The organism is Blautia caccae, assembly GCF_040095955.1.
Classification (GTDB): domain Bacteria; phylum Bacillota; class Clostridia; order Lachnospirales; family Lachnospiraceae; genus Blautia; species Blautia celeris.
Map to the genome: position 1 here is coordinate 54,449 of NZ_JBBMFP010000021.1, position 20,721 is coordinate 75,169.

16 protein-coding genes are annotated in these 20,721 nt (G+C 46.3%); 12 read left to right on the top strand and 4 right to left on the bottom strand.

The annotated features are described in order from the left end of the window. Positions 1–9: 9 nt before the first annotated feature. From WMO65_RS19740 to WMO65_RS19780, 9 genes are all read left to right on the top strand, one after another. Entirely contained in the window at positions 10–2,250 is a 2,241-nt protein-coding gene (locus WMO65_RS19740) for a beta-propeller domain-containing protein (RefSeq protein ID WP_118743646.1), read from the top strand. A gap of 129 nt (positions 2,251–2,379) precedes the next feature. Further along, complete coding sequence (gene asnS / locus WMO65_RS19745; protein ID WP_054353100.1) at positions 2,380–3,771, top strand: asparagine--tRNA ligase; 1,392 nt, start codon at positions 2,380–2,382, stop codon at positions 3,769–3,771. A 12-nt stretch (positions 3,772–3,783) separates the two neighbouring features. Further along, entirely contained in the window at positions 3,784–4,839 is a 1,056-nt protein-coding gene (locus WMO65_RS19750) for a metallophosphoesterase family protein (protein ID WP_103731073.1), read from the top strand. Between the two features lie 6 nt (positions 4,840–4,845). After that, positions 4,846–6,474, top strand: coding sequence for an ATP-binding protein (locus WMO65_RS19755; protein WP_118743645.1), 1,629 nt, complete (start codon positions 4,846–4,848; stop codon positions 6,472–6,474). A 171-nt stretch (positions 6,475–6,645) separates the two neighbouring features. After that, positions 6,646–7,890 carry an ABC transporter substrate-binding protein gene (locus WMO65_RS19760; RefSeq protein WP_103731071.1) on the top strand — a complete coding sequence of 415 codons (1,245 nt, stop codon included), beginning with the start codon at positions 6,646–6,648 and terminating at the stop codon, positions 7,888–7,890. 19 nt (positions 7,891–7,909) lie between these two features. Then, on the top strand, positions 7,910–8,791 hold the full coding sequence (locus tag WMO65_RS19765) for a carbohydrate ABC transporter permease (RefSeq protein ID WP_103731070.1): 882 nt from the start codon (positions 7,910–7,912) through the stop codon (positions 8,789–8,791). A 3-nt stretch (positions 8,792–8,794) separates the two neighbouring features. Beyond that, positions 8,795–9,622 carry a carbohydrate ABC transporter permease gene (locus tag WMO65_RS19770; RefSeq protein WP_103731069.1) on the top strand — a complete coding sequence of 276 codons (828 nt, stop codon included), beginning with the start codon at positions 8,795–8,797 and terminating at the stop codon, positions 9,620–9,622. Positions 9,623–9,679: 57 nt separating this feature from the next. After that, positions 9,680–11,326 carry a DUF4091 domain-containing protein gene (locus WMO65_RS19775; protein ID WP_103731068.1) on the top strand — a complete coding sequence of 549 codons (1,647 nt, stop codon included), beginning with the start codon at positions 9,680–9,682 and terminating at the stop codon, positions 11,324–11,326. A gap of 231 nt (positions 11,327–11,557) precedes the next feature. Beyond that, positions 11,558–12,487: a helix-turn-helix domain-containing protein gene (locus WMO65_RS19780; protein WP_103731067.1), complete on the top strand. Its 930-nt coding sequence runs from the start codon at positions 11,558–11,560 to the stop codon at positions 12,485–12,487. Positions 12,488–12,552: 65 nt separating this feature from the next. Here WMO65_RS19780 and WMO65_RS19785 read toward each other — a convergent pair whose 3' ends face one another. The 4 genes from WMO65_RS19785 to murC form a co-directional block, all read right to left on the bottom strand. Next, positions 12,553–13,746, bottom strand: coding sequence for a ribose-phosphate pyrophosphokinase (locus tag WMO65_RS19785; protein WP_103731066.1), 1,194 nt, complete (start codon positions 13,744–13,746; stop codon positions 12,553–12,555). Between the two features lie 3 nt (positions 13,747–13,749). Next, a complete protein-coding gene (locus WMO65_RS19790) occupies positions 13,750–14,739 on the bottom strand; it encodes an ATP-binding protein (RefSeq protein WP_054353095.1) in 990 nt (329 codons plus the stop codon). 96 nt (positions 14,740–14,835) lie between these two features. Then, positions 14,836–15,930, bottom strand: coding sequence for a DnaD domain protein (locus tag WMO65_RS19795; protein WP_349064640.1), 1,095 nt, complete (start codon positions 15,928–15,930; stop codon positions 14,836–14,838). 401 nt (positions 15,931–16,331) lie between these two features. After that, the gene (gene murC, locus WMO65_RS19800; RefSeq protein ID WP_118743644.1) at positions 16,332–17,711 is read right to left on the bottom strand and encodes a UDP-N-acetylmuramate--L-alanine ligase; all 1,380 of its coding nucleotides are present in this window, start codon (positions 17,709–17,711) and stop codon (positions 16,332–16,334) included. Between the two features lie 239 nt (positions 17,712–17,950). Here murC and WMO65_RS19805 point away from each other — a divergent pair, with 239 nt between their 5' ends. The 3 genes from WMO65_RS19805 (at position 17,951) to spoVG (ending at position 20,712) form a co-directional block, all read left to right on the top strand. Beyond that, on the top strand, positions 17,951–19,225 hold the full coding sequence (locus WMO65_RS19805) for a glucose-1-phosphate adenylyltransferase (protein ID WP_033142015.1): 1,275 nt from the start codon (positions 17,951–17,953) through the stop codon (positions 19,223–19,225). Next, positions 19,222–20,337 carry a glucose-1-phosphate adenylyltransferase subunit GlgD gene (gene glgD, locus WMO65_RS19810; RefSeq protein ID WP_033142016.1) on the top strand — a complete coding sequence of 372 codons (1,116 nt, stop codon included), beginning with the start codon at positions 19,222–19,224 and terminating at the stop codon, positions 20,335–20,337. Before WMO65_RS19805 ends, glgD begins: the two co-directional genes overlap by 4 nt. 87 nt (positions 20,338–20,424) lie before the next feature. Next, the gene (spoVG, locus tag WMO65_RS19815; protein WP_033142017.1) at positions 20,425–20,712 is read left to right on the top strand and encodes a septation regulator SpoVG; all 288 of its coding nucleotides are present in this window, start codon (positions 20,425–20,427) and stop codon (positions 20,710–20,712) included. Positions 20,713–20,721: the final 9 nt, after the last annotated feature.

Sequence of the window (20,721 nt, forward strand, 5' to 3'; positions counted from 1 at the left end):
GCGAAGAATATGAAGGATGAGAATTTCAATGACAATCAGATGCAGGACGAGAATAACCGGCATGAAATCATACAGAAGATCAGGGAGTCTGCGGACAAGGAGAAAATACCCGAGAGCCTGAACCCTGAGAACCTGGACCGCTTGCTGGAGCAGGGGAAAAACTCGAAGGGCAGAAACGGGAAATGGAGAGATGCCGCCGCGGACTTTGCGTTCCGTTACCGGAAGACTGCCGGGGTGGCCGCAGCCTGCATGATCCTGGTGGTCGCCGCGGTAAACCTTATGCCCCTTATGAATCTGAACTACAGAAGCGAGAACAAAGCGGATAGTGCCCAGTCCATGGATACTTCTTCTGAGGCAGCGAAACAAGATACCGGGGCAGAAGACAGCGCTGCTTCCGGCGGGGATATGGGAGCAGAACCAAAAGACTCCAAAGATATGGCAAAAGCAGATGAGGCGGCTCCGGAGAAGAAATCAGAGGACAAAGAGACGGCAGAGGGATATATTGCCGGGAGCAGCTACGAAGAGCTGTATGAACAAATATATACGGAGACAGAAAATGCCAGGAAGGAATGGGAGCAGAAGCGGATGGCGGACACCGGAGGTTATGTGGAAGAGTCTGGCGGCAGCAGTGCTTCAAAAAATGATGCAGCAGCAAGTACGGAGGCGGCTGTCGCGGAGGATACCGCAGGCACTGCAGCGGGCTACGCAGCAGGCGGGGAGACGGATTTCTCTTCCACCAACGTCCGCACAGAAGGCGTGGACGAGGGGGATATTGTGAAGACGGACGGCTCCTATATCTATACACTGACCGGTTCCGGTACCCTTCGCATTGTATCTGCCGATGGGGGCAGTATGTCAGTCGCAGGCCAGACATCACTGGATGACCTGACGGATTCCATACAGGAGATGTATGTGGACGGCAATACCCTCTGTGTAGTCACCAGCGGATATGATTCGGGCCTGGAATGGCAGGGGGATGAGACGTATATGGTGAACAGCAGGGATTTTATCCGTCTGTATACATATGATATCACGGATAAGAGCAAAATAACCCTGAAGGGCATGGTGGAGCAGGAGGGAGGATATTATTCCACCAGAAAGGTGGGGAATTATGTGTATCTCCTCTCCCAGTTCTATCCTGTGTACAGAGAGGACGCGGAGGAAGCGCAGCCCAGGCTCTATGTGCCTTCCGTGAACAATGAACTTCTGGACAGCAGTGATGTGCTCTATCCGGCTGTGCCGCAGATGGAGAACGGACAATTGGTGATCTCCTCTGTGAACCTGGAGAAACCGGATAAGATACAGGAGAGCAAATCCCTGATCGGGGCATCAGGCAGGTGTTATGTGAGCAGGGAGAGCATTTACATTTTCGGGGAGGATTACAGGGGTGAGGAGATGCGGACCCGAATCGTGCGGTTCTCCTATAAAGACGGTGAGATACAGGCAAGGGCAGCAGGCGAAGTGAACGGGAGTATTAACGATACATTTTCTATGGATGAATATGACGGCTATCTTAGGGTGGTGGCTACCAGATACAAGGACGGATGGTGGGGAGGCAGCATGAGCAACAGCCTGTATGTGCTGGATGATAAGCTGAAGATGACAGGCAAAGTGGAAGACCTGGCAAAAGGGGAGCAGATATATTCTGCCAGGTTTATGGGGAACACCGGCTACTTTGTCACATACCGGCAGATGGACCCCCTGTTTTCCGTTGACCTTTCAGACCCGGCAGATCCGAAGATCCTGGGTGAGCTGAAGATCACGGGATTCTCCGAATACCTGCACTTTTACGGGGAGAATAAGCTGCTGGGAATCGGCTGGGAGACGGACCCGGATACAGGAGAACGGAAAGGGCTGAAGCTCTCCATGTTCGATATTTCCAATCCGGCAGACGTTAAGGAGATTGACAAGATGGTGCTGAAAAATGTGGATTTCTGCCAGGCTATGGAGGACTACAGGTCAATTCTCATTGACCCTGAAGAGAATATTCTGGGGTTCAGTGCGGGAGTATATGACAGAAATTACTATGAACTGCAGGGATATTACGGAGTCTTCACCTATAATCCGGAGGAGGGATTCCAGAAGCTTTTGTATCAGAGCATAAGCAAATGGATGGACAGTTCCGGGGACGAACTGGCGTGTGTGCGCGGTATTTATATCGGCAATACATTCTACCTGTGCGGCAGCAGCGGAATCAGTGCTTTTGACCGGGAAAAAGAGTACGAAAACTGCGGAAATCTGGAGTGGTAGAGCGCCAAATACCCCTTGCATAGCAGGAAACAATGAGATATACTAATGTGGAGTGGATAAAAAATCCACTCCGCTTTTTATAAATTGATACTTTACGGTCACCGGACCGGCAAATAAAGGAGAATAAATATGCAGCTTACAACAGTAAAAGAAATTTACAGGGACAAAGAGCAGTACCTGGACAAACAGGTGAGTGTGGGCGGATGGGTAAGAAGTGTCCGCGATTCCAAGACATTCGGCTTTATTGTACTCCATGACGGAAGCTTTTTCGAGACACTTCAGGTAGTTTACCATGACAGTATGGATAATTTCCAGGATATCAGCAAGTTAAATGTAGGCGCTGCCATTATCGTAAAAGGTACCCTGGTTGCAACACCCCAGGCAAAGCAGCCTTTTGAGATCCAGGCAGAGGAGATCACTGTGGAAGGGGATTCCGCTGCAGACTATCCGCTGCAGAAAAAGCGCCACTCCATGGAATACCTGCGCACCATTTCCCATCTGCGTCCGAGAACCAATACCTTCCAGGCAGTGTTCCGTGTGCGCTCCATGATCGCGTATGCCATTCATCAGTTCTTCCAGGAGAGGGGTTTTGTCTATGTGCACACCCCATTGATCACAGGCAGCGACTGTGAAGGTGCCGGTGAAATGTTCCGCGTCACCACTCTGGATATGGAAAAACTTCCGAGAACCCCGGAGGGAAAAGTGGATTACAGCAAGGATTTCTTCAAAAAAGAGACCAGCCTGACAGTAAGCGGTCAGCTCAACGGTGAGACCTATGCCCAGGCATTCCGCAATATTTATACATTCGGACCTACCTTCCGCGCGGAGAATTCCAACACCACACGCCATGCGGCAGAATTCTGGATGATCGAGCCGGAGATGGCATTTGCTGACCTGGATGACAACATGGCACTGGCTGAGTCCATGCTGAAATATATCATCCAGTATGTGCTCGAGAATGCTCCCGAGGAGATGGCGTTTTTCAACTCCTTTATCGACAAAGGACTGCTGGACCGCCTGAAACATGTACTGAACTCTGAATTCGGACATGTTACCTATACAGAGGCAATTGAAATCCTGGAGAAGGTAAATGACAAGTTTGAGTACAAAGTGTTCTGGGGCTGTGATCTGCAGACCGAGCATGAGCGTTATCTGACAGAGCAGGTGTACAAACGCCCTGTATTTGTTACAGATTACCCGAAGGAGATCAAAGCCTTCTATATGAAACAGAACGATGACAACAAGACAGTGGCAGCTATGGACTGCCTGGTTCCCGGCATCGGCGAGATCATCGGCGGAAGCCAGAGGGAGGATTCCTATGACAAGCTGAAAGCCCGCATGGCGGAACTGAACCTGAATGAGGCGGATTATGACTTCTATCTGGACCTGCGCAAATACGGTTCCACCCGTCATTCCGGATTCGGCCTGGGATTTGAGCGCTGCGTCATGTATCTGACAGGTATGCAGAACATCCGTGACGTCCTTCCGTTCCCGAGAACTGTAAACAACTGTGATTTATAAAAAGGAGAACCCATGAAATTTTTTCATGCCGCTGACATACATCTGGGCGCAGAACCTGACAAAGGTTTTCCCTGGAGTAAAGAAAGAGGCCGTGAGATATGGGACAGTTTCCGAAGATTGATAAGACAGGTCGGCGAAGAAAAAGCCGGCCTGTTTCTGATTGCAGGGGACTTGTTTCACAGACAGCCTCTGATGAAAGAATTAAAGGAAGTAAATTATCTGTTTTCAACGATACCGGATACCAAGGTGGTACTGATAGCGGGAAACCATGACTATCTGAAGCGGGAATCCTGTTATCGGCGCTTTTCGTGGGCAGAGAATGTGTTCTGTCTGTGGGGAGAGCAGGAGCCATGTGTGGAATTTCCGGATCTTGGGGCTGCGGTTTACGGGATAAGTTATGACAGGAAAGAGATCACTGACCCCTTATATCACCATATCAGGCCCCAGAGACGCCAGCCCCTGGAAATCCTGCTGGCACATGGGGGGGACAGGACACATATACCCTTTGACAGATCCGTACTGGAACGGTCCGGATTTTCTTACATTGCCCTGGGGCATATACACAAACCGGAGGTTCTGGCAAAGGATAAAATAGCCTATGCCGGGGCATTGGAACCCATAGATAAAAACGATCTGGGACCCCATGGCTATATAAAAGGCGTATATGGAAACGGGGGGATCAGAATAGAATTCGTCCCCGCAGCCGTCCGTTCTTATATCCCTCTGCCTGTAAAGGTAAAGGAGAGTACCACACAGTTTTCTCTTGAACAGGCACTGGTCAGACTCATGGAGGAGAAGGGCAGGAACAACCTGTACCGGATCCTGATAAAGGGCGAACACGCCATGGGCACAGAGTTTGATATGGTTCGGATCATGAAGCTGGGAAATGTGCGTGAGGCAGTGGACCAAAGCCATACCGTCTATGACAGGGAATCTCTTATGCGCCAGTACCGCGGCAGCCTGATCGAATCCTATGTAAAGCGGTTTGACGGCAGGGAGCTTTCAGCCACGGAAGAGAAGGCCTTTGTGTATGGCATGGAGGCTCTGATGGCGTCAAGGGAGGAATAGCGTTCTATGATCATCCGTGAACTTATTTTAAAAAATTTCGGCAGATTCCGGAACCGTTCCATACGGCTGGAGGAAGGCATCAATATTATATACGGGGAAAATGAAAGCGGGAAGAGTACGCTCCACGCGTTTATCCAGGGCATGTTATTCGGCCTCAGAAAAATGAGGGGCAGGGCAGCCAGGACAGACGCCTACACCCGCTATACTCCCTGGGACAATCCATCCTGGTATGAAGGAAGTCTGCGCTTTTCCTGCGGCGGCAAAGAATTCAGGCTGGAGCGGGATTTCAGGAGAGGGGAAGAGGGGACAAAACTGGTCTGCGAAAGCGACGGGGAACTTTTGTCTGTAAAGGACGGTGACCTGGAGATGCTGCTGGGCGGCATAAGTGAAGCTGTATATGAAAATACAGTATCCATAGGACAGATGAAGAGCCGTACCGGGGACGCCCTGCTTTTGGAACTGCGGAATTATCTGAGCAGCTATCAGGAGAGCGGCGACGGGAAGCTGAATCTTGACAGGGCGCTTTTGCTTCTGAAGGAGAAAAAGAAAGAGTGGCAGAGCCGTATGCAGATAAGGGAACAGCAGCAGGAAGCAGAGGAGAAGAAGATAAAGTTTGAAATCGCTTATCTGGAGCGGGAGACAGAAGAACTGCATCAAAAGCTTTTGGAGGAGCAAAAGCGGGAGAAGGCAGGAGAGGAAGAACTGAGGCGGGAAGAACAGAGACAGGAAGAGCTGAGGCGGGAAGAACAGAGACGGGAAGAATCGAGACGAAAAGAACTGCATCAGGAAAACATGCCGGGAACAGGAGGAACACTGAACTGGAAAAAGGTGATTTCGGCACTCCTTGTGGGCGATGTTATCGTCTGGGGAATCCTTTTCTTTACAGCCGGGTGGAAAGCGGCATGTATATCCGCTGTATGTATACTCATAGCGGAGTTCCTGTTCATGGCATATACCTCAACTGCCTTAAAGAAAGCAGGGAAAAAAGAGGAAACAAAACATGCCGGACAGTCCATGCCGGACAATACTTCCGGCAGTCTTCCGAAAAGAAAGATCACCGGTGACAGTATCCGCCTGCTTACGGCCCAGATACTGGAAAAAAGGACCAGGTTGTCCAATCTGCAGGAAGAACTCTCAGAGCTTCAGATGACAGGAATCGCTGACCGGCCGGAGATGGAGGAGATACGCAGCTTAGAACTTGCGGCAGAGACCATACAGAGTCTGTCGGTATCCGCACAGGAGTCTGTGGGGGAAGCTTTGAAGAACCGCATCTCAGATATTTTCTGCACCATGACCGGAGGAAAATATAAGAAGGTATCCATAGATGAGGAGCTGAAGATCGACCTGTTTACAGAAGAGCGCCATGTGCCTCTTTTTATGGCAAGCCAGGGAACCATAGAACAGGTATATCTGGCTCTGCGCATTGCTGTGGGAGATATTTTCTGCTGTGAGGAGACTATGCCGCTTCTGCTCGATGAGGTATTTGCCATGTACGATGAGGAGCGCATGAAAGAGACGCTTGGATGGCTGTACAAAGAGAAAGAACAGGTCATTATTTTTACCTGTAACAGAAGGGAGACGGAGGTTCTGAAAAGAGCAGGCATTCCCTTCCATATAGTATATCTGCACCTATAAAGGGGGAATGCCTCACTTTGCTGGCCTTTTCGGATAAAAGGGATGATTTTATGTGAGAATTGGACAATTCTATGTAATCCGGAAAAAGAAAAAATGGTATAATTGTCATTAGCAAACGGGAGCAGAACCACTGCTTTTTGTGAGATATAACAAGAAAGGGAGGAAACAATAATGATGAAAAAGAAAGTTACAATGTGTCTGTTGGCAGCAACCATGTTAATGGGAATGTTAAGTGGTTGTGGAAAATCTGGTTCATCCGCATCTGGAAAGGAAAAACTTACATTCTGGTTCCCGACTTTTGCGGCTGCAGATGGTGAAGTGACAGATGAGGAATTCTGGAACGAAAAAATGGATGTATTTGAAGAGGAAAACAACTGTGAGGTAAAAGTGGAAATTATTCCGTGGGATAATTACGAAGAGAAATACCTGACAGGAGTAAATTCCAACGATAGTCCGGATGTGGGATATTTGTACATGGAAATGTTCTATGATTACATTGATATGGGAGCACTGTCTGATATAGATAAGTATTTCACAGATGAAGAGAAAGACAATTATCTATACTATGATCTGGGAAATATCCAAGGCAAACAGTATGCACTACCAGTTATAGTAGGAAACCCAAGGATATTGACTGCCAATATGGACATTTTGAAGCAGGCTGGCATTGAGAGGGTTCCTGCCACATGGGATGAACTGAAAGAGGCATGTCAGGCAGTGAAAAAAAATGTACCGGATGTAGCACCTCTTATGGAAGATTGGGGAAATTCGCATTATGGATCTCTGAATTCAATCTACTGGCCCATTTTCTGGGGCGCTGGCGGAGAAATCGTAGATGAGGAAGGAAATCTTACCATTGATACTGAAGCTGGTCTGGAAGCTACCAAATATATTTACAGCCTGAAAGAAGAGGGGCTTTTGCCGGATTCCAGTACCTCCAACGATGATGCACTGGAGCCGTTCAAAAATGGTGAAGCTGCTATGATTTTTAATGCATCCAGTAATGCACTGCAGGTAACAGATATCAACTGGGATTATTCCATTCTTTCAGGACCAGAAAATACTAAGACGTTTGTGGCATCTGACAGTCTGGTAATGTTTAAGAAGTGTGAGAATAAAGAGCTTGCTGCAAAACTGATGAAATATGTAACAAGCAAAGATGTAATGTCTGATTTCCATACAAGAGTATCTGAGCAGCCACCGATTACTTCAGATGATACTTATACAGGAGATGAAAGATTCTCAGATTTATTTACTAACCATGGAGATGAATTCCAGTCACTGCCTGTATTCAAGGGGGCAAGTTCTCTGTATGATACCCTGTTTAAGAACCTGCAGTCTATGATGCTGGGAGAATTGACTCCAGAGGAAGTTCTGAAGAACACCACCGATTACTATAACACAAATCTGAAGTAATTCAAATGAGGAGAACAATATGTCGAGAAAAACGAAAGAGGCAGTACAGGGAGTGATTTACATTCTTCCCAGTTTTGTATTGATTCTGATTTTTTGTATTGTGCCTATTTTCATGTCTGGATTTTTCAGTTTTACAGATTATAATATTATGAATGCTCCAGAGTTTGTAGGGCTTGATAACTATAAAAAAATGTTCCAGGATTCCTATGTCAGAGACGCAGCCAAAAATACACTGCTGTATGTAGTAATGACGGTTCCGGTCCAGACCCTCCTGGCACTGACTTTGGCAGCATTTCTGGCTGAGAAGATGAGAAACAAAACCGGAGGATTTTTGAGAAGCGTTATGTTTATTCCCGTTATTGCTTCCGCAGTAACGGCAGGTACCATCTGGAGAATCATCCTGAATACAGATGGGGGATTTCTGAATAATATTCTGAATTTCTTCCATATCAGTTCCGTAAACTGGCTGGGAAGCACACAGACTTCTCTGTTGAGTATCTGTATCGTGGCGGTATGGAAAAATGTGGGATATTTCCTGGTTATCTATTATGCAGGTATCATGGGAATTCAGAAAGAACTGTATGAAGCAGCCAAAGTAGACGGAGCAACTTCCATACAGCAGTTTACCAAAATTACATTGCCTATACTAAAGCCAATCACTTATTTAGTAGTAACATTGGGCATCATCTGGTCTTTCCAGGTATTTGACCTTGCTTATCTGATGACAGGAGGCGGTCCCGGGCATTCCAGCGTAACCCTGGTTATGGGAATTTATAATGCTGCATTTAAACAGTACAAGATGGGTTATGCCTGCGCAATGGCAATGTTCCTGTTGATCATGATTATTATCATCAATGTAATCGAAGACCTGTTCTTCAAAGAGAAAAGGGAGGCGAAGTAAGAGATGAACGAGAAAAAACAGAAATGGACCGTATTTTCCATCCTTGGTTTGCTGCTTCTGATTCTGTTTGCAGCAATCTGTATCGCACCTTTTATTTACATGGCAATCATGTCCTTTACAAAGTCTACAACATTGATGCTTCATATGAAAGACATCAATTTTACTGATTTTACAAACTTTCAGTATGTATTAGGAAAAAGTGGTTTTATAAGAGCGTTGATTAACAGCATTATTGTAGTATTCTGTTCCTGTCTTTTTAACTGCATTATTGCATCTATGGCAGCTTATGGATTTACAAAAAAGAAATTTCCCGGACGCGAAGTGATTTTCCGTATCTATCTGCTGACTCTGATGATTCCGGGTCAGGTAACCATGATTCCTGTATTTATCATGATGAACAAAGCAGGATTGACCAATACATATTTTGCACTGATTGTAATTATTCTGAATGCGTTTGGTGTGTTCCTGATCCGTCAGTTTATGGACAGTGTTCCAGATGAATTGTTGGAGGCAGCAAAGGTAGATGGATGCCCGGAATACAGAATTTTTATTCAGATTGTTATTCCATTGATTAAGCCGGTACTGATTTCCTTGGTTGTATTTACTTTTGTAACATCCTGGAATGATTTTTTGTGGCCATTGGTATCTACTTCTGATTCCAGTATGTATACACTGACTGTAGCACTGTCTCTGCTGAAAACACAGTATCAGACAAACTATGGCTTAATCATGGCAGGTGCAACGGTTTCTTTCCTGTTCCCGTTCGTTATGTATGTGTTCCTGCAGAAGCAGTTTGTGGAAGGTATTGCACTCAGCGGAATCAAAGGTTAGCATCTATTCGAAAATAATGAGAAGGCCGCGGTGGGAGGGCGGCGGAATTGGAGTCTTATGGAAAAGTTGAAAGTAAAGAAGATTACATCATTGGAGAAAGTATTTCCCTTCAGCGAACCAACCGGGGAGGGGATGGAAGATGTACTGACTGCTCTGAAAGGAGAAACTGTTTCTTTCCAGATGGCATACCATTGGGGTGGCAACAGAAAGGGAAGAGCCCAGATTCAGGCCACATCTCCAGTAAAAGAGCATGTGATGGTGAGAAGTGTAGGGCTTGTGCCTTGTGAATATCCAACACATATAGCTGCTGATGATGACTATTTGACTAGAGAGCCGGGCCTGTATCCGGATCTTCTGAGAGAGGTACAGCCCTGGGGGGTGGAACTGATCAGTGGTCAGTGGAAAAGCCTGTGGGTAGATCTGGATACTGATGGTCTGGAGGCTGGTGACTATCAGATTCGTGTGGATATGGTAGTGGAAGGAACAGTGCAGGGATCTGCAGTGGTGATTGTACAGGTGCTTCCCATGCGGCTTTCCAAAATGCCAGTACCTCATACAGAGTGGCTTCACACAGATTGTCTGGCCAATTATTATGATGTGGAAGTGTTCAGCGAGAAATACTGGCAGATTGTAGAAAACTTTGTTCGTACTGCAGTGAAAAGAAAATGTAATATGCTGCTGACACCTGTGTTCACGCCGCCGCTGGATACTGAGATAGGAGGCCAGCGCCGTACGGTACAGTTAGTGGATGTGACTGTAACTACAGATGGATATCAGTTTGGATTTGACAGATTTGAGCGTTGGGTTGAGATGTGCAGGCGTTGCGGAATCCGATATTATGAGATATCTCACCTGTTTAGCCAGTGGGGCGCTGCCATGGCACCTAAGATTATGGGGAATAAAGATGGCAAACAGATACAGTTGTTTGGATGGGATACCGATGCGATAGGGGCAGAGTATGGAGAATTTATGCATCAGTTCCTGATTGCTTTTAAAGCAGAACTGGAAAAAATGGATATCAGCAAGGTAACATATTTCCATGTATCAGATGAACCAAACGAAAGTCAGTTTGAATCCTATAAGGCAGCAAAAGAACTGATGGAGAAAGATTTGGAAGGATATGAGATGATCGATGCTCTGTCAGATTACAGCTTTTATGAGAAAGGTGTAGTTTCTCAGCCGGTGTGTGCACTGGATCATATTCAGCCATTTCTTGAGAAACGTCCAGAAAAATTATGGGGATATTACTGCACGGCACAGTATCTGGATGTGTCTAACCGATTTATTGTACAGCCGGGATATCGAACCAGGATTTTGGGGGCTCAGATGTACAAGTATCAGCTGAATGGATTTTTACATTGGGGATATAACTTCTATAATGCAGAACATTCCATTTTCCCCATTGATCCTTATCGTTGTACGGATGCAGCAGGAGCATTTCCATCGGGGGATCCATTCCTGGTATATCCGGGTAAAGATGGTAATCCGGAAGAGTCTATCCGTATGATGCTGATGGATGAGGCCATGAGTGATCTATGTGCCATGAAATGCTTGGAAGAACTGGCAGGAAGAGACGCGGTTATGAAATGCATCGAACCGGAAGGGGGAGAAAAGGTTGAATTTAAATCGTATCCGAGAAGTATCTCCTATCTGACAGGAATGAGAAAGAGGATCAATCAAGAAATTGCAAAATACTGCAGATAAAAACAATTGATTCAGTTGAATACCTCATAGACTATGGAACGCCACAAAAAAGCGTTCCATAGTCTATTGTTACAATCAGGGAATAAAGGCAGCAAAATAAAATTGTAACTGGGGCTAGCCGTCGCGCTAGCAACATGGTACAATAGATGTGGATTGTTTCGTATCCGTTTAAGGGTTATGGCCGCCGGCGGCCATAAGTATGAAATCAATTGACATCTGGAGTGATTTGTTATGGCAAGTTATGAAAGTATTACATTAAAAGAGAATCTTCATATCCGTAAGATTTATTCCATACATTACTTTGAATATATGAAAGATTATGTGTTTGAAGGAGAATCCCATGATTTCTGGGAACTGGTCTGTGTAGACAGCGGAAGTATCTATGTCACTGCCGGTGATAAAGAGCTGTTGCTGGCTCCCAATGAAATGATTTTTCACAAGCCTAATGAATTTCATGCATTACGTGGGGATGGTGTATCTTCACCCAACTTGATAGTCATATCTTTTGAATGTAAGGATCCATGTATGAGATTTTTTGAAGATCGTATCGTATCTCTGAATCAGAACGAACGTTTCTATCTGGGACAGATTATTTCAGAGACGCGGCGAACCTTTTATACACCACTGAATAATCCGTATATCTGTTTGTTAGAGAGGAACTCCATTCAAGAATTCGGTAGCGAACAGATGATTGCTCTGTCTCTGGAACTTCTGTTGATTAGCCTGCGGCGAAGATACGATACTCCCACTGCTCCTCCAATCCCTCTGCAGTCGCTCTCAGACCATCCAATGCTCCATAGGGACAGAGACGAACTGTTTCAGGAGATTATTCAATATTTAAAGCGGAATATATTTGAACATTTAACAGTTGTCCAAATCTGTAAAGATAATTCTGTGGGGCGTTCACAGCTTCAGAAACTGTTTCACGAAAAACTGGGTTGTGGTGTTATCAACTATTTCTGTCAGCTAAAAATTGAGACTGCTCGAAAACTGATTAGGGAAAAAAGATACAATTACACTCAGATTTCTGATATTCTGGGATACTCTTCCTATCAATATTTTTCTTTACAATTTAAGAAATTTACCCGAATGACTCCCTCGGAGTATGCTTCTTCTGTGAAAAGTTTTTCGGAGGCAGAGACGAAGATTACCTTATCGTAATAGCAGTAAGGGATAAAGAGAACAGGGATGGAAACCGCATCTTGCGGCCCCATCCCTGTTTCTTTTCATGCTTCTTTGTTTTCCAGTTGTTTTTTATGCTTTACCATCAGCTTATTGATCCTCTCAACCGGATTCAGCAGCTTGCTGATAGAGGCATCGTGGTTCAGGGTATCAATGAGCAGAGCAATATATTTGCTCATATCGCAGTTTACATAATATTCTTTCTGCAGAAGCTCATCAGACTGGTACACCAGATTGGTGGTGAGCAGTCTGTCGAAATCACCTCTCGCGAAGGCTTTGTCGAATTTTTCCATTCCATTTGTGAAGAGTCCGAAGGTGGAGCACATGAAGATCTTACCTGCTCCTTTGTTCTTCAGAAGTGCGGCAACTTCCAGCATGCTGTCGCCGGAGGAGATCATGTCATCAATAATGATCATATTCTTGCCCGCAACATCGGTTCCCAGAAACTCATGGGCAACGATAGGATTGCGGCCGTCAATGATAGTGGAGTAATCACGGCGTTTGTAGAACATACCCATATCCACGCCCAGTACGTTGGCCAGATAGATGGCACGTCCGGTACCGCCGGCATCGGGGCTGATCACCATGGTGTTGTCACTGGTTATCTCAAGGTCAGGTTCTGCCTTGAAAAGACCTTTGATAAACTGGTAGGACGGCTGTACCGTCTCAAAGCCGTGCAGAGGGATGGAATTCTGCACGCGGGGGTCATGGGCATCAAAGGTAATGATATTGTCCACACCCATGTTCACTAACTCCTGCAGAGCAATGGCACAGTCCAGGGATTCCCTGCCTGAGCGCTTGTGCTGGCGGCTCTCGTAGAGAAAGGGCATAATGACATTGATACGTCTGGCCTTTCCGCCGATGGCAGCAATGACGCGCTTGAGGTCCTGGAAGTGATCATCCGGTGACATGTGGTTTGTGTGGCCGCAGAGGGAATAGGTGAGGCTGTGGTTGCACACATCCACCATGACATAGATATCATCGCCGCGTACGGACTCGCCCAGAATGCCCTTTGCCTCTCCGCTTCCAAAGCGGGGGGTCTGTGCTTTGACCAGGTAAGAGTCCCGTTCATAGCCTTCAAACTCCAGGTTCTTTTGCTCCTGATGTTCACGGTCCCTGCGCCATTTTACAATGTAGTCATCGACCCTGGAGCCCAGTTTTTCACAGCTTTTCAGCGGTATGATGCCAAGGCGGCCTACGGGAAGGGAATCTAAGGGAGTTGCATCTTTTGGTGACATGTTTTACTTTCCTCCTAAAAGTTTTTTTTGGATTCTTATATCATTTCCGACCAGCTTCAGCATGGTGTAATTGCTGGAAATCCTGGAGAAGATACGCTCGGAATATGTCTCCAGAAAATCATCCATGGCAAGGTTGGTGGAAATGATAGTAGATTTATGGTTCATGATGCGTTCATTGATGCAGCAGAAAAGCTGGCTTGCCACGAAATTATTGGTAAGCTCGGTTCCCAGATCGTCAATGATGAGCAGGTCGCAGTCATAGATGAACCCGGCCACATCAGAGGCGGCTGCATCCTTCTGGAAGGTATTCTTCGCCAACAGGTCGAAGAGGTCAAAGGATGAAAAATACAGCACAAAATACGCCCTGTCAATGAGTTCCTTGGCAATACAGTGGGAGAGGTAGGTCTTTCCCACACCTGTGTCGCCGTAGAAGAACAGGCCGCACGGATGCTCCTGAAAACGGTCAATAAAATCCCAGGCCTTATCCACTGCGTCCTGAGCCGTCTCCAGTGCACTGAGGCCGGTGGCAGGGTTGGTGATGTCCTGAGGATAATATTCAAAGGAAAAGTTCTCAAAGTTCTCTGTTTCAAGTATTTCCCTGATATTGGACTGTATATACAGTAAATCTACAGCGGCTTTCTTAAAACAGGAACATTTCTGATTCTCTACATAGCCGGTGTCCTTACAGAACGGGCAGTCATACTTCAGTTCCAGATAGTCAGGCGGATAGCCGTGGATCTGCAGAAGGGCGGTCCGCTCTTCGGACAGCTCCGCAATGGCGGCGGAGAGGTCAAAGTCATCCTTGGGTGAGGGGAGCAGCAGAGCCCTTGCCTTTTTCAGACTCAGGGATGCGATCTCTCCGTCGATTTCCTGGAGACGTGGAATCTTATCATAAGCCTGCCGGATGTGTTCATCCTGCTCATGCTTGTGATTCAGTTGTTTCTCGTTGTATGCGCGCATCAGCGCATCGTATTGGAAATTATTCAGCGACACAGTACTCTCCTTAATTGCGTTCCGTTGTGTAACTGTTCAGTATTCTTACAGCCAGCGTAGTAAATGCGCAGACCTGCCTGCTGAATCGTTACTCCGCTATTTCAGTAATTGCTTTTCCAGTTCGTCCACATTGTAGGTGCGTTGGTGGAAGTTGTTGAATTTATTTTTGGATGGTGCCGGTTTCGGACGTGCAGCGCTGTTCTCGGCCTTGGCGGCCTTCTGCTGACGGCGGTCCTCGTCCAGCTTGTCTATATCAGACAGATGTCTGACGCCTTTTTTCTGCCAGTTGTGCAGAATGGAATCCGCGTAGGCAAAATTGGGCTGTCCTGTGGCAATGACAGTACGGCTGCAGGCCGCGGATATGACATCCAGCGTAAAGGCGTACTCATTGAGCCAGAGGTTCATATAACGGATCTCCTCGTCCACGGGGTTCCGGTTCTTGATGCCGAAAGCCTTGAGGATAGCAAAGAAATTCCTGTTATAGGTATTGGTCTCCTGCTTGGCCTGTTCTACAGTAGTGATCTTCTGCTCTGCCCAGGCAAGAGCCACGGTTTCGATATAGCGGATACTGCGGCTTCCCTTGGAGACACAGTATTCGATCAGATACTCCATCAGATCCTTTGAGAAATGCAGCTCTTCATAAAAGTACAGGAGCTTGTTGATCTCTGTGGGAGTCAGGGTCTTCCCCAGATATTGTTCCGCAATAAACAGAAGTTCAATCACGTCTTCCCGGCCGGACAGTTCTTTTACTTTGTCGGGAGACAGGGCCTTCTGCCCGGAAGGCTGTACTTTTTCCCTGGAGGCTGCCGCCTCGGGCACAGCCGGAGGCAGAGCTTTGGCCTTTGGAGCCGTATTAGGCCTGGCCGGCGCAGCTTTAGCTCCGCCTGTGAGGGAACACAGCCGGAGTTCTTTTAAATTACCGCGTCCGTCGAAGGTCACATCAAGGACGCCTGTATTTTTCCAGTATTTTAATGCGCGGAGCACATCATTTTCCGTACAGTTAAAGATATCGGCAATAGATGACAGCTCCAGAGCGGTGCCGGATACAGAAGCACTGCGCAGAAGCCAGAGATATATTTTGACAAATTCTCCGTTGGCCTGCGGCATATAAGTATCCAGAAAATAGTTGGAGACAAAAGTAAAGTCTCCGGGAAAATCATTATGTATGATGAACTGTCCCATGTCTAACATCCTTTTCTATCCTGAAATCCAGTTAGCCGAAAAGATTCCGGCACGACAAACAGGAAAACAACTTTTCATGTACGCCCAGCGCAGACATGTAAAAAAGGTCCGCCCAAGCAAGTGTTTCCCCGTCTTTTGTAAGTATAACATATAATTTTTGAAAAGAGAATATGCATTTTTTAGGAGAGGCGTCTGCTTAGATGTGTTGAAAACTTTGTGGGAAATGTGGATAATGTGGATAAAAAAGTGGAGTATTTTTATTGGCAACCGAAAAATGTCGAAAAGATAGGGATTTTAAAGGTTTACATCAAATTATGTAACATTATTATGTTAACTGGCTTATACCCAAAAAAATCCACATGCTTATTCTGGAGTAAATGTGTATAAGCATGTGGATAATGTGGATAACTTTACATTCCTAACAGGTTTTCGCCGATTTTATACACATCTCCGGCACCCATAGTTATCAACAAATCGTCGTGGATACAATTTTTTAATAAAAATTCTTCTATCTCATCAAATGTGGAAAAATAATACGCATCTGTACCAAGGGAGGCCACCAGATCCCGCAGATTTTGGGATGAGATTCCCAGGTTGTTGGTTTCCCGCGCAGCGTATATGTCAGCCAGAACCACTTTGTCGGCCAGTGTCAGGGCCTCCGCAAACTCGTGCATCAGGGCTTTTGTCCTGGTATACGTATGCGGCTGGAAGACACACCAGGTTGTTCTGTGCGGATAATTCTTGGCTGTGCGCAGTGTGGCGGCGATTTCTGTCGGATGATGGGCATAGTCGTCGATGATGGTGACGCCGCCCACTTTGCCCTTGTACTGGAAACGCCTGTCAGTACCGCCGAAGTGCAGAAGTCCTTTCTGAATATCCTCCATGGAAAGGCCGAGCTTCTCACCAAGGGCTATGGCAGACAGGGCATTGGCAGCGTTGTGGACTCCGGGAACAGACAGAGAGAACCGGCCAAGCACCTCATCACCTTTTACGCAGTCAAAGGAAGCGTGGGCAAATTCATCAAAGGTAATGTTTTTGGCCATGTAATCAGCCGTGTGCTCCAGTCCGCAGGTGATGATCTCACAGGAAAGGTCTTTGGTGATCTCCTCATAATCCGGAATATCGCTGCTGATGATCAGGGTTCCGTCAGCGGGCAGCTTCTCTGCAAACAGCTTAAAGGAATGGCGGATATCGTCCAGGTCCTTGAAGAAATCCAGATGGTCCGCGTCAATATTCAGGATGATGCTGATCTTGGGGAAAAAGCTCAGAAAGCTGTTGGTGTACTCACAGGCCTCTGTGACAAAGGTCTCGGACCGGCCCACACGGATATTGCCGTGAATGGCAGGCAGTATTCCGCCCACAGAGATCGTAGGGTCGGCATCAGCCTCCAGAAGGATGTGTGAAATCATGGAAGTGGTGGTGGTTTTGCCGTGTGTGCCTGATACAGCCACAGGTATTTCATAGTTCTTCATAATCTGTCCCAGAAGCTCCGCTCTTGTGAGCATAGGGAGCCCTTTTTGGCGGGCACATGCAAACTCCGGATTGTCCTCGTGGATGGCGGCTGTATAGACAACCAGTTCAATGTCATCTGTGATATTGGAAGCGCGCTGGCCAATGCGGACAGTGGCGCCAAGGCTCTCCAGATGGGCAGTCAGTTCCGACTTTCTGGAGTCTGAACCTGATATGGGGAAACCTTCTTTTAAAAGAATTTCAGCCAGGCCACTCATGCTGATGCCGCCGATGCCGATGAAGTGAATGTGCAGCGGCTTATTAAAATCTATCTGATACATAAGGTTGTGCTTCCTTTCTCTTCTTTATTATTATATGGGGCAGTGTCAATGGGACACTGTTTGCGTTTATTATACCTAAAAAGAGTACAAAATGAAACCCCCAGTTATAGAAATGGTTACAGACAGGTAAAATGTCACAAAAACTAATGTAAAGTCGAAAAAAAATTGTTAAAATTGTTCACAATTATGATTTAATGTGGTATAATAAAAAAATCATAGAATATACAAGAGGTGATTGCATGATTAAGAAAGAGATGATTGCAATGTTGCTCGCAGGTGGACAAGGCAGCAGATTGGGCGTACTGACTGCAAAAGTCGCAAAACCCGCAGTAACATTCGGGGGAAAATACAGAATAATTGATTTCCCGCTGAGTAACTGCATTAATTCAGGAGTTGATACCGTAGGTGTACTGACGCAGTACCAGCCGCTTCGCCTGAATACTCATATCGGCATCGGTATTCCGTGGGATCTCGATAAGAATGTTGGGGGCGTATCCATTCTTCCGCCATACGAGAAGAAGACGGATACGGAATGGTATACAGGAACTGCAAACGCTATCTACCAGAACATGGCATATATGGAGGAGTTCAATCCCGATTATGTGCTGATCCTGGGCGGCGACCACATTTATAAAATGGACTATGAGGTAATGTTGGATTACCACAAAGCAAACAAAGCTGATGTCACACTGGCATGTATGCCTGTTCCGTGGGAGGAGGCAAGCCGCTTTGGTCTTGCTATCACAGATGAGTCAGGACGCGTTACGGATTTTGAGGAGAAACCGGAGCATCCGAAGAGCAATCTGGCATCCATGGGTATTTACATTTTCAGCTGGCCGGTACTGAAGGAAGCCCTTCTCGCACTGAAAGACCAGCCCGGATGTGACTTTGGCAAACATATCCTTCCGTACTGCAAGGAAAAAGGCCAGCGCCTCTTTGCCTATGAGTACAACGGATACTGGAAAGATGTCGGAACACTGGGGTCCTATTGGGAAGCCAATATGGAGCTGATCGATATCATTCCTGAATTTAATTTATATGAAGAGTTCTGGAAGATTTATACCAAGAGTGATATTATTCCTCCGCAGTATATTTCCGCTGACGCTGTGGTGGAGAGAAGTATAGTGGGAGAGGGAACTGAGATATACGGCGAGGTACATAATTCCGTTATTGGTGCAGGCGTCGTTATTAAAAAGGGCGCAGTTGTGCGCGATTCCATTATCATGAAACAGTCCTTTATCGGTGAAAACTGTGTGATAGACAAGGCCATCATTGCTGAGAATGTCACAGTGGGGGACAATGTAGTCATGGGTATCGGCGAGGAGGTTCCGAACAAGGAAAAACCGGGCGTTTACTCCTTTGGCCTTGTAACTGTGGGAGAGAACACAGTAATTCCGTCTGATGTGAAGATCGGCAAGAATACAGCCATTGTTGGCGAGACAACCGGCGAAGACTATCCGGACGGCATACTGGAGAGCGGCGAAACATTGAATAAGGAAGGTGAGACAGCATGAGAGCAATAGGTATTATTCTTGCCGGCGGCAATAACAATAAAATGAGAGAGTTATCACAGAAAAGAGCGATTGCGGCAATGCCCATCGCCGGAAGTTACCGCAGCATAGACTTTGCGCTTAGCAACATGTCAAATTCCCATATTCAAAAAGTTGCGGTTCTGACACAGTATAATGCCCGTTCCCTGAATGAGCATCTGAGCTCATCCAAATGGTGGGATTTCGGCAGAAAGCAGGGAGGTCTCTACACCTTCACACCGACCATTACTGCTGACAACAGCTTCTGGTACAGAGGCACAGCAGATGCCATGATCCAGAACCTGAATTTCCTCAAATCAAGCCACGAGCCTTATGTGGTGATCGCATCCGGCGACGGTGTGTACAAGCTGGATTTCAATAAAGTTCTGGAGTACCATATTGCAAAGCGCGCGGACATTACAGTTGTCTGTACAGATGTGTATGGGGATGACACTACCAGATTCGGCTGCCTGAAAATGAATGAGGACAGCAGAATCGAAGAATTTGAAGAGAAACCCATGGTTACACGCACCAATACTGTCTCCACCGGTATCTATGTGATCAGAAGAAGACAGCTTATTGAGCTTCTGGAAAAATGTGCACAGGAAGACAGATATGATTTTGTAAAAGATATTCTCATCCGTTATAAGAACCTGAAGAGAATCTATGGCTATAAGATCAATACTTACTGGAGCAACATTTCCACTGTGGAATCTTACTATAGAACCAATATGGACTTCCTGAAACCAAAAGTAAGAGATTACTTCTTCAATCAGTACCCTGGAGTACAGTCCAAGATTGATGATCTGCCTCCGGCAAAATATAATCCCGGTTCAGATGTGAAGAACAGTCTGGTTTCCAGCGGATGTATCATCAACGGACAGGTTGAAAACTCTGTTCTGTTTAAGAAAGTATTTGTAGGCAATAACTGCGTGATCAAGAATTCCATTATTCTCAACGACGTGTATCTGGGGGATAATACCCACATTGAGAACTGTATCGTGGAGAGCCGTGATACGATCCGTGCCAATTCCTACTATTGCGGTGAGGACGGCATTAAGATCGTAGTGGAGAAGAACGAGCGTTATGTACTATAAGAAAATACACAAGTAAAAAGTGTGCAGGGTGCAGTGACATCATAAGCAGGACTTTTTAAGAATGGCATATGAAAGGGGAAGGTTTTTATGAACATCACAGATGTAAGAGTAAGAAGAGTTGCGAAGGAAGGTAAGATGAAAGCTGTTGTCTCCATTACAATCGATGAAGAATTTGTAGTGCATGACATCAAGGTTATCGAAGGGGAGAAAGGTTTGTTCATTGCCATGCCCAGCCGTAAAGCAACCGACGGTGAGTACAGGGACATCGCACATCCGATTAACTCTGAAACCCGTGAAAGAATCCAGGGCATTATTTTGGAAAAATACGAACAGGTGCTCGCCGAGGAACCTGTGGAAGCTGAAGCTGAAGCATAGAAAGTATAA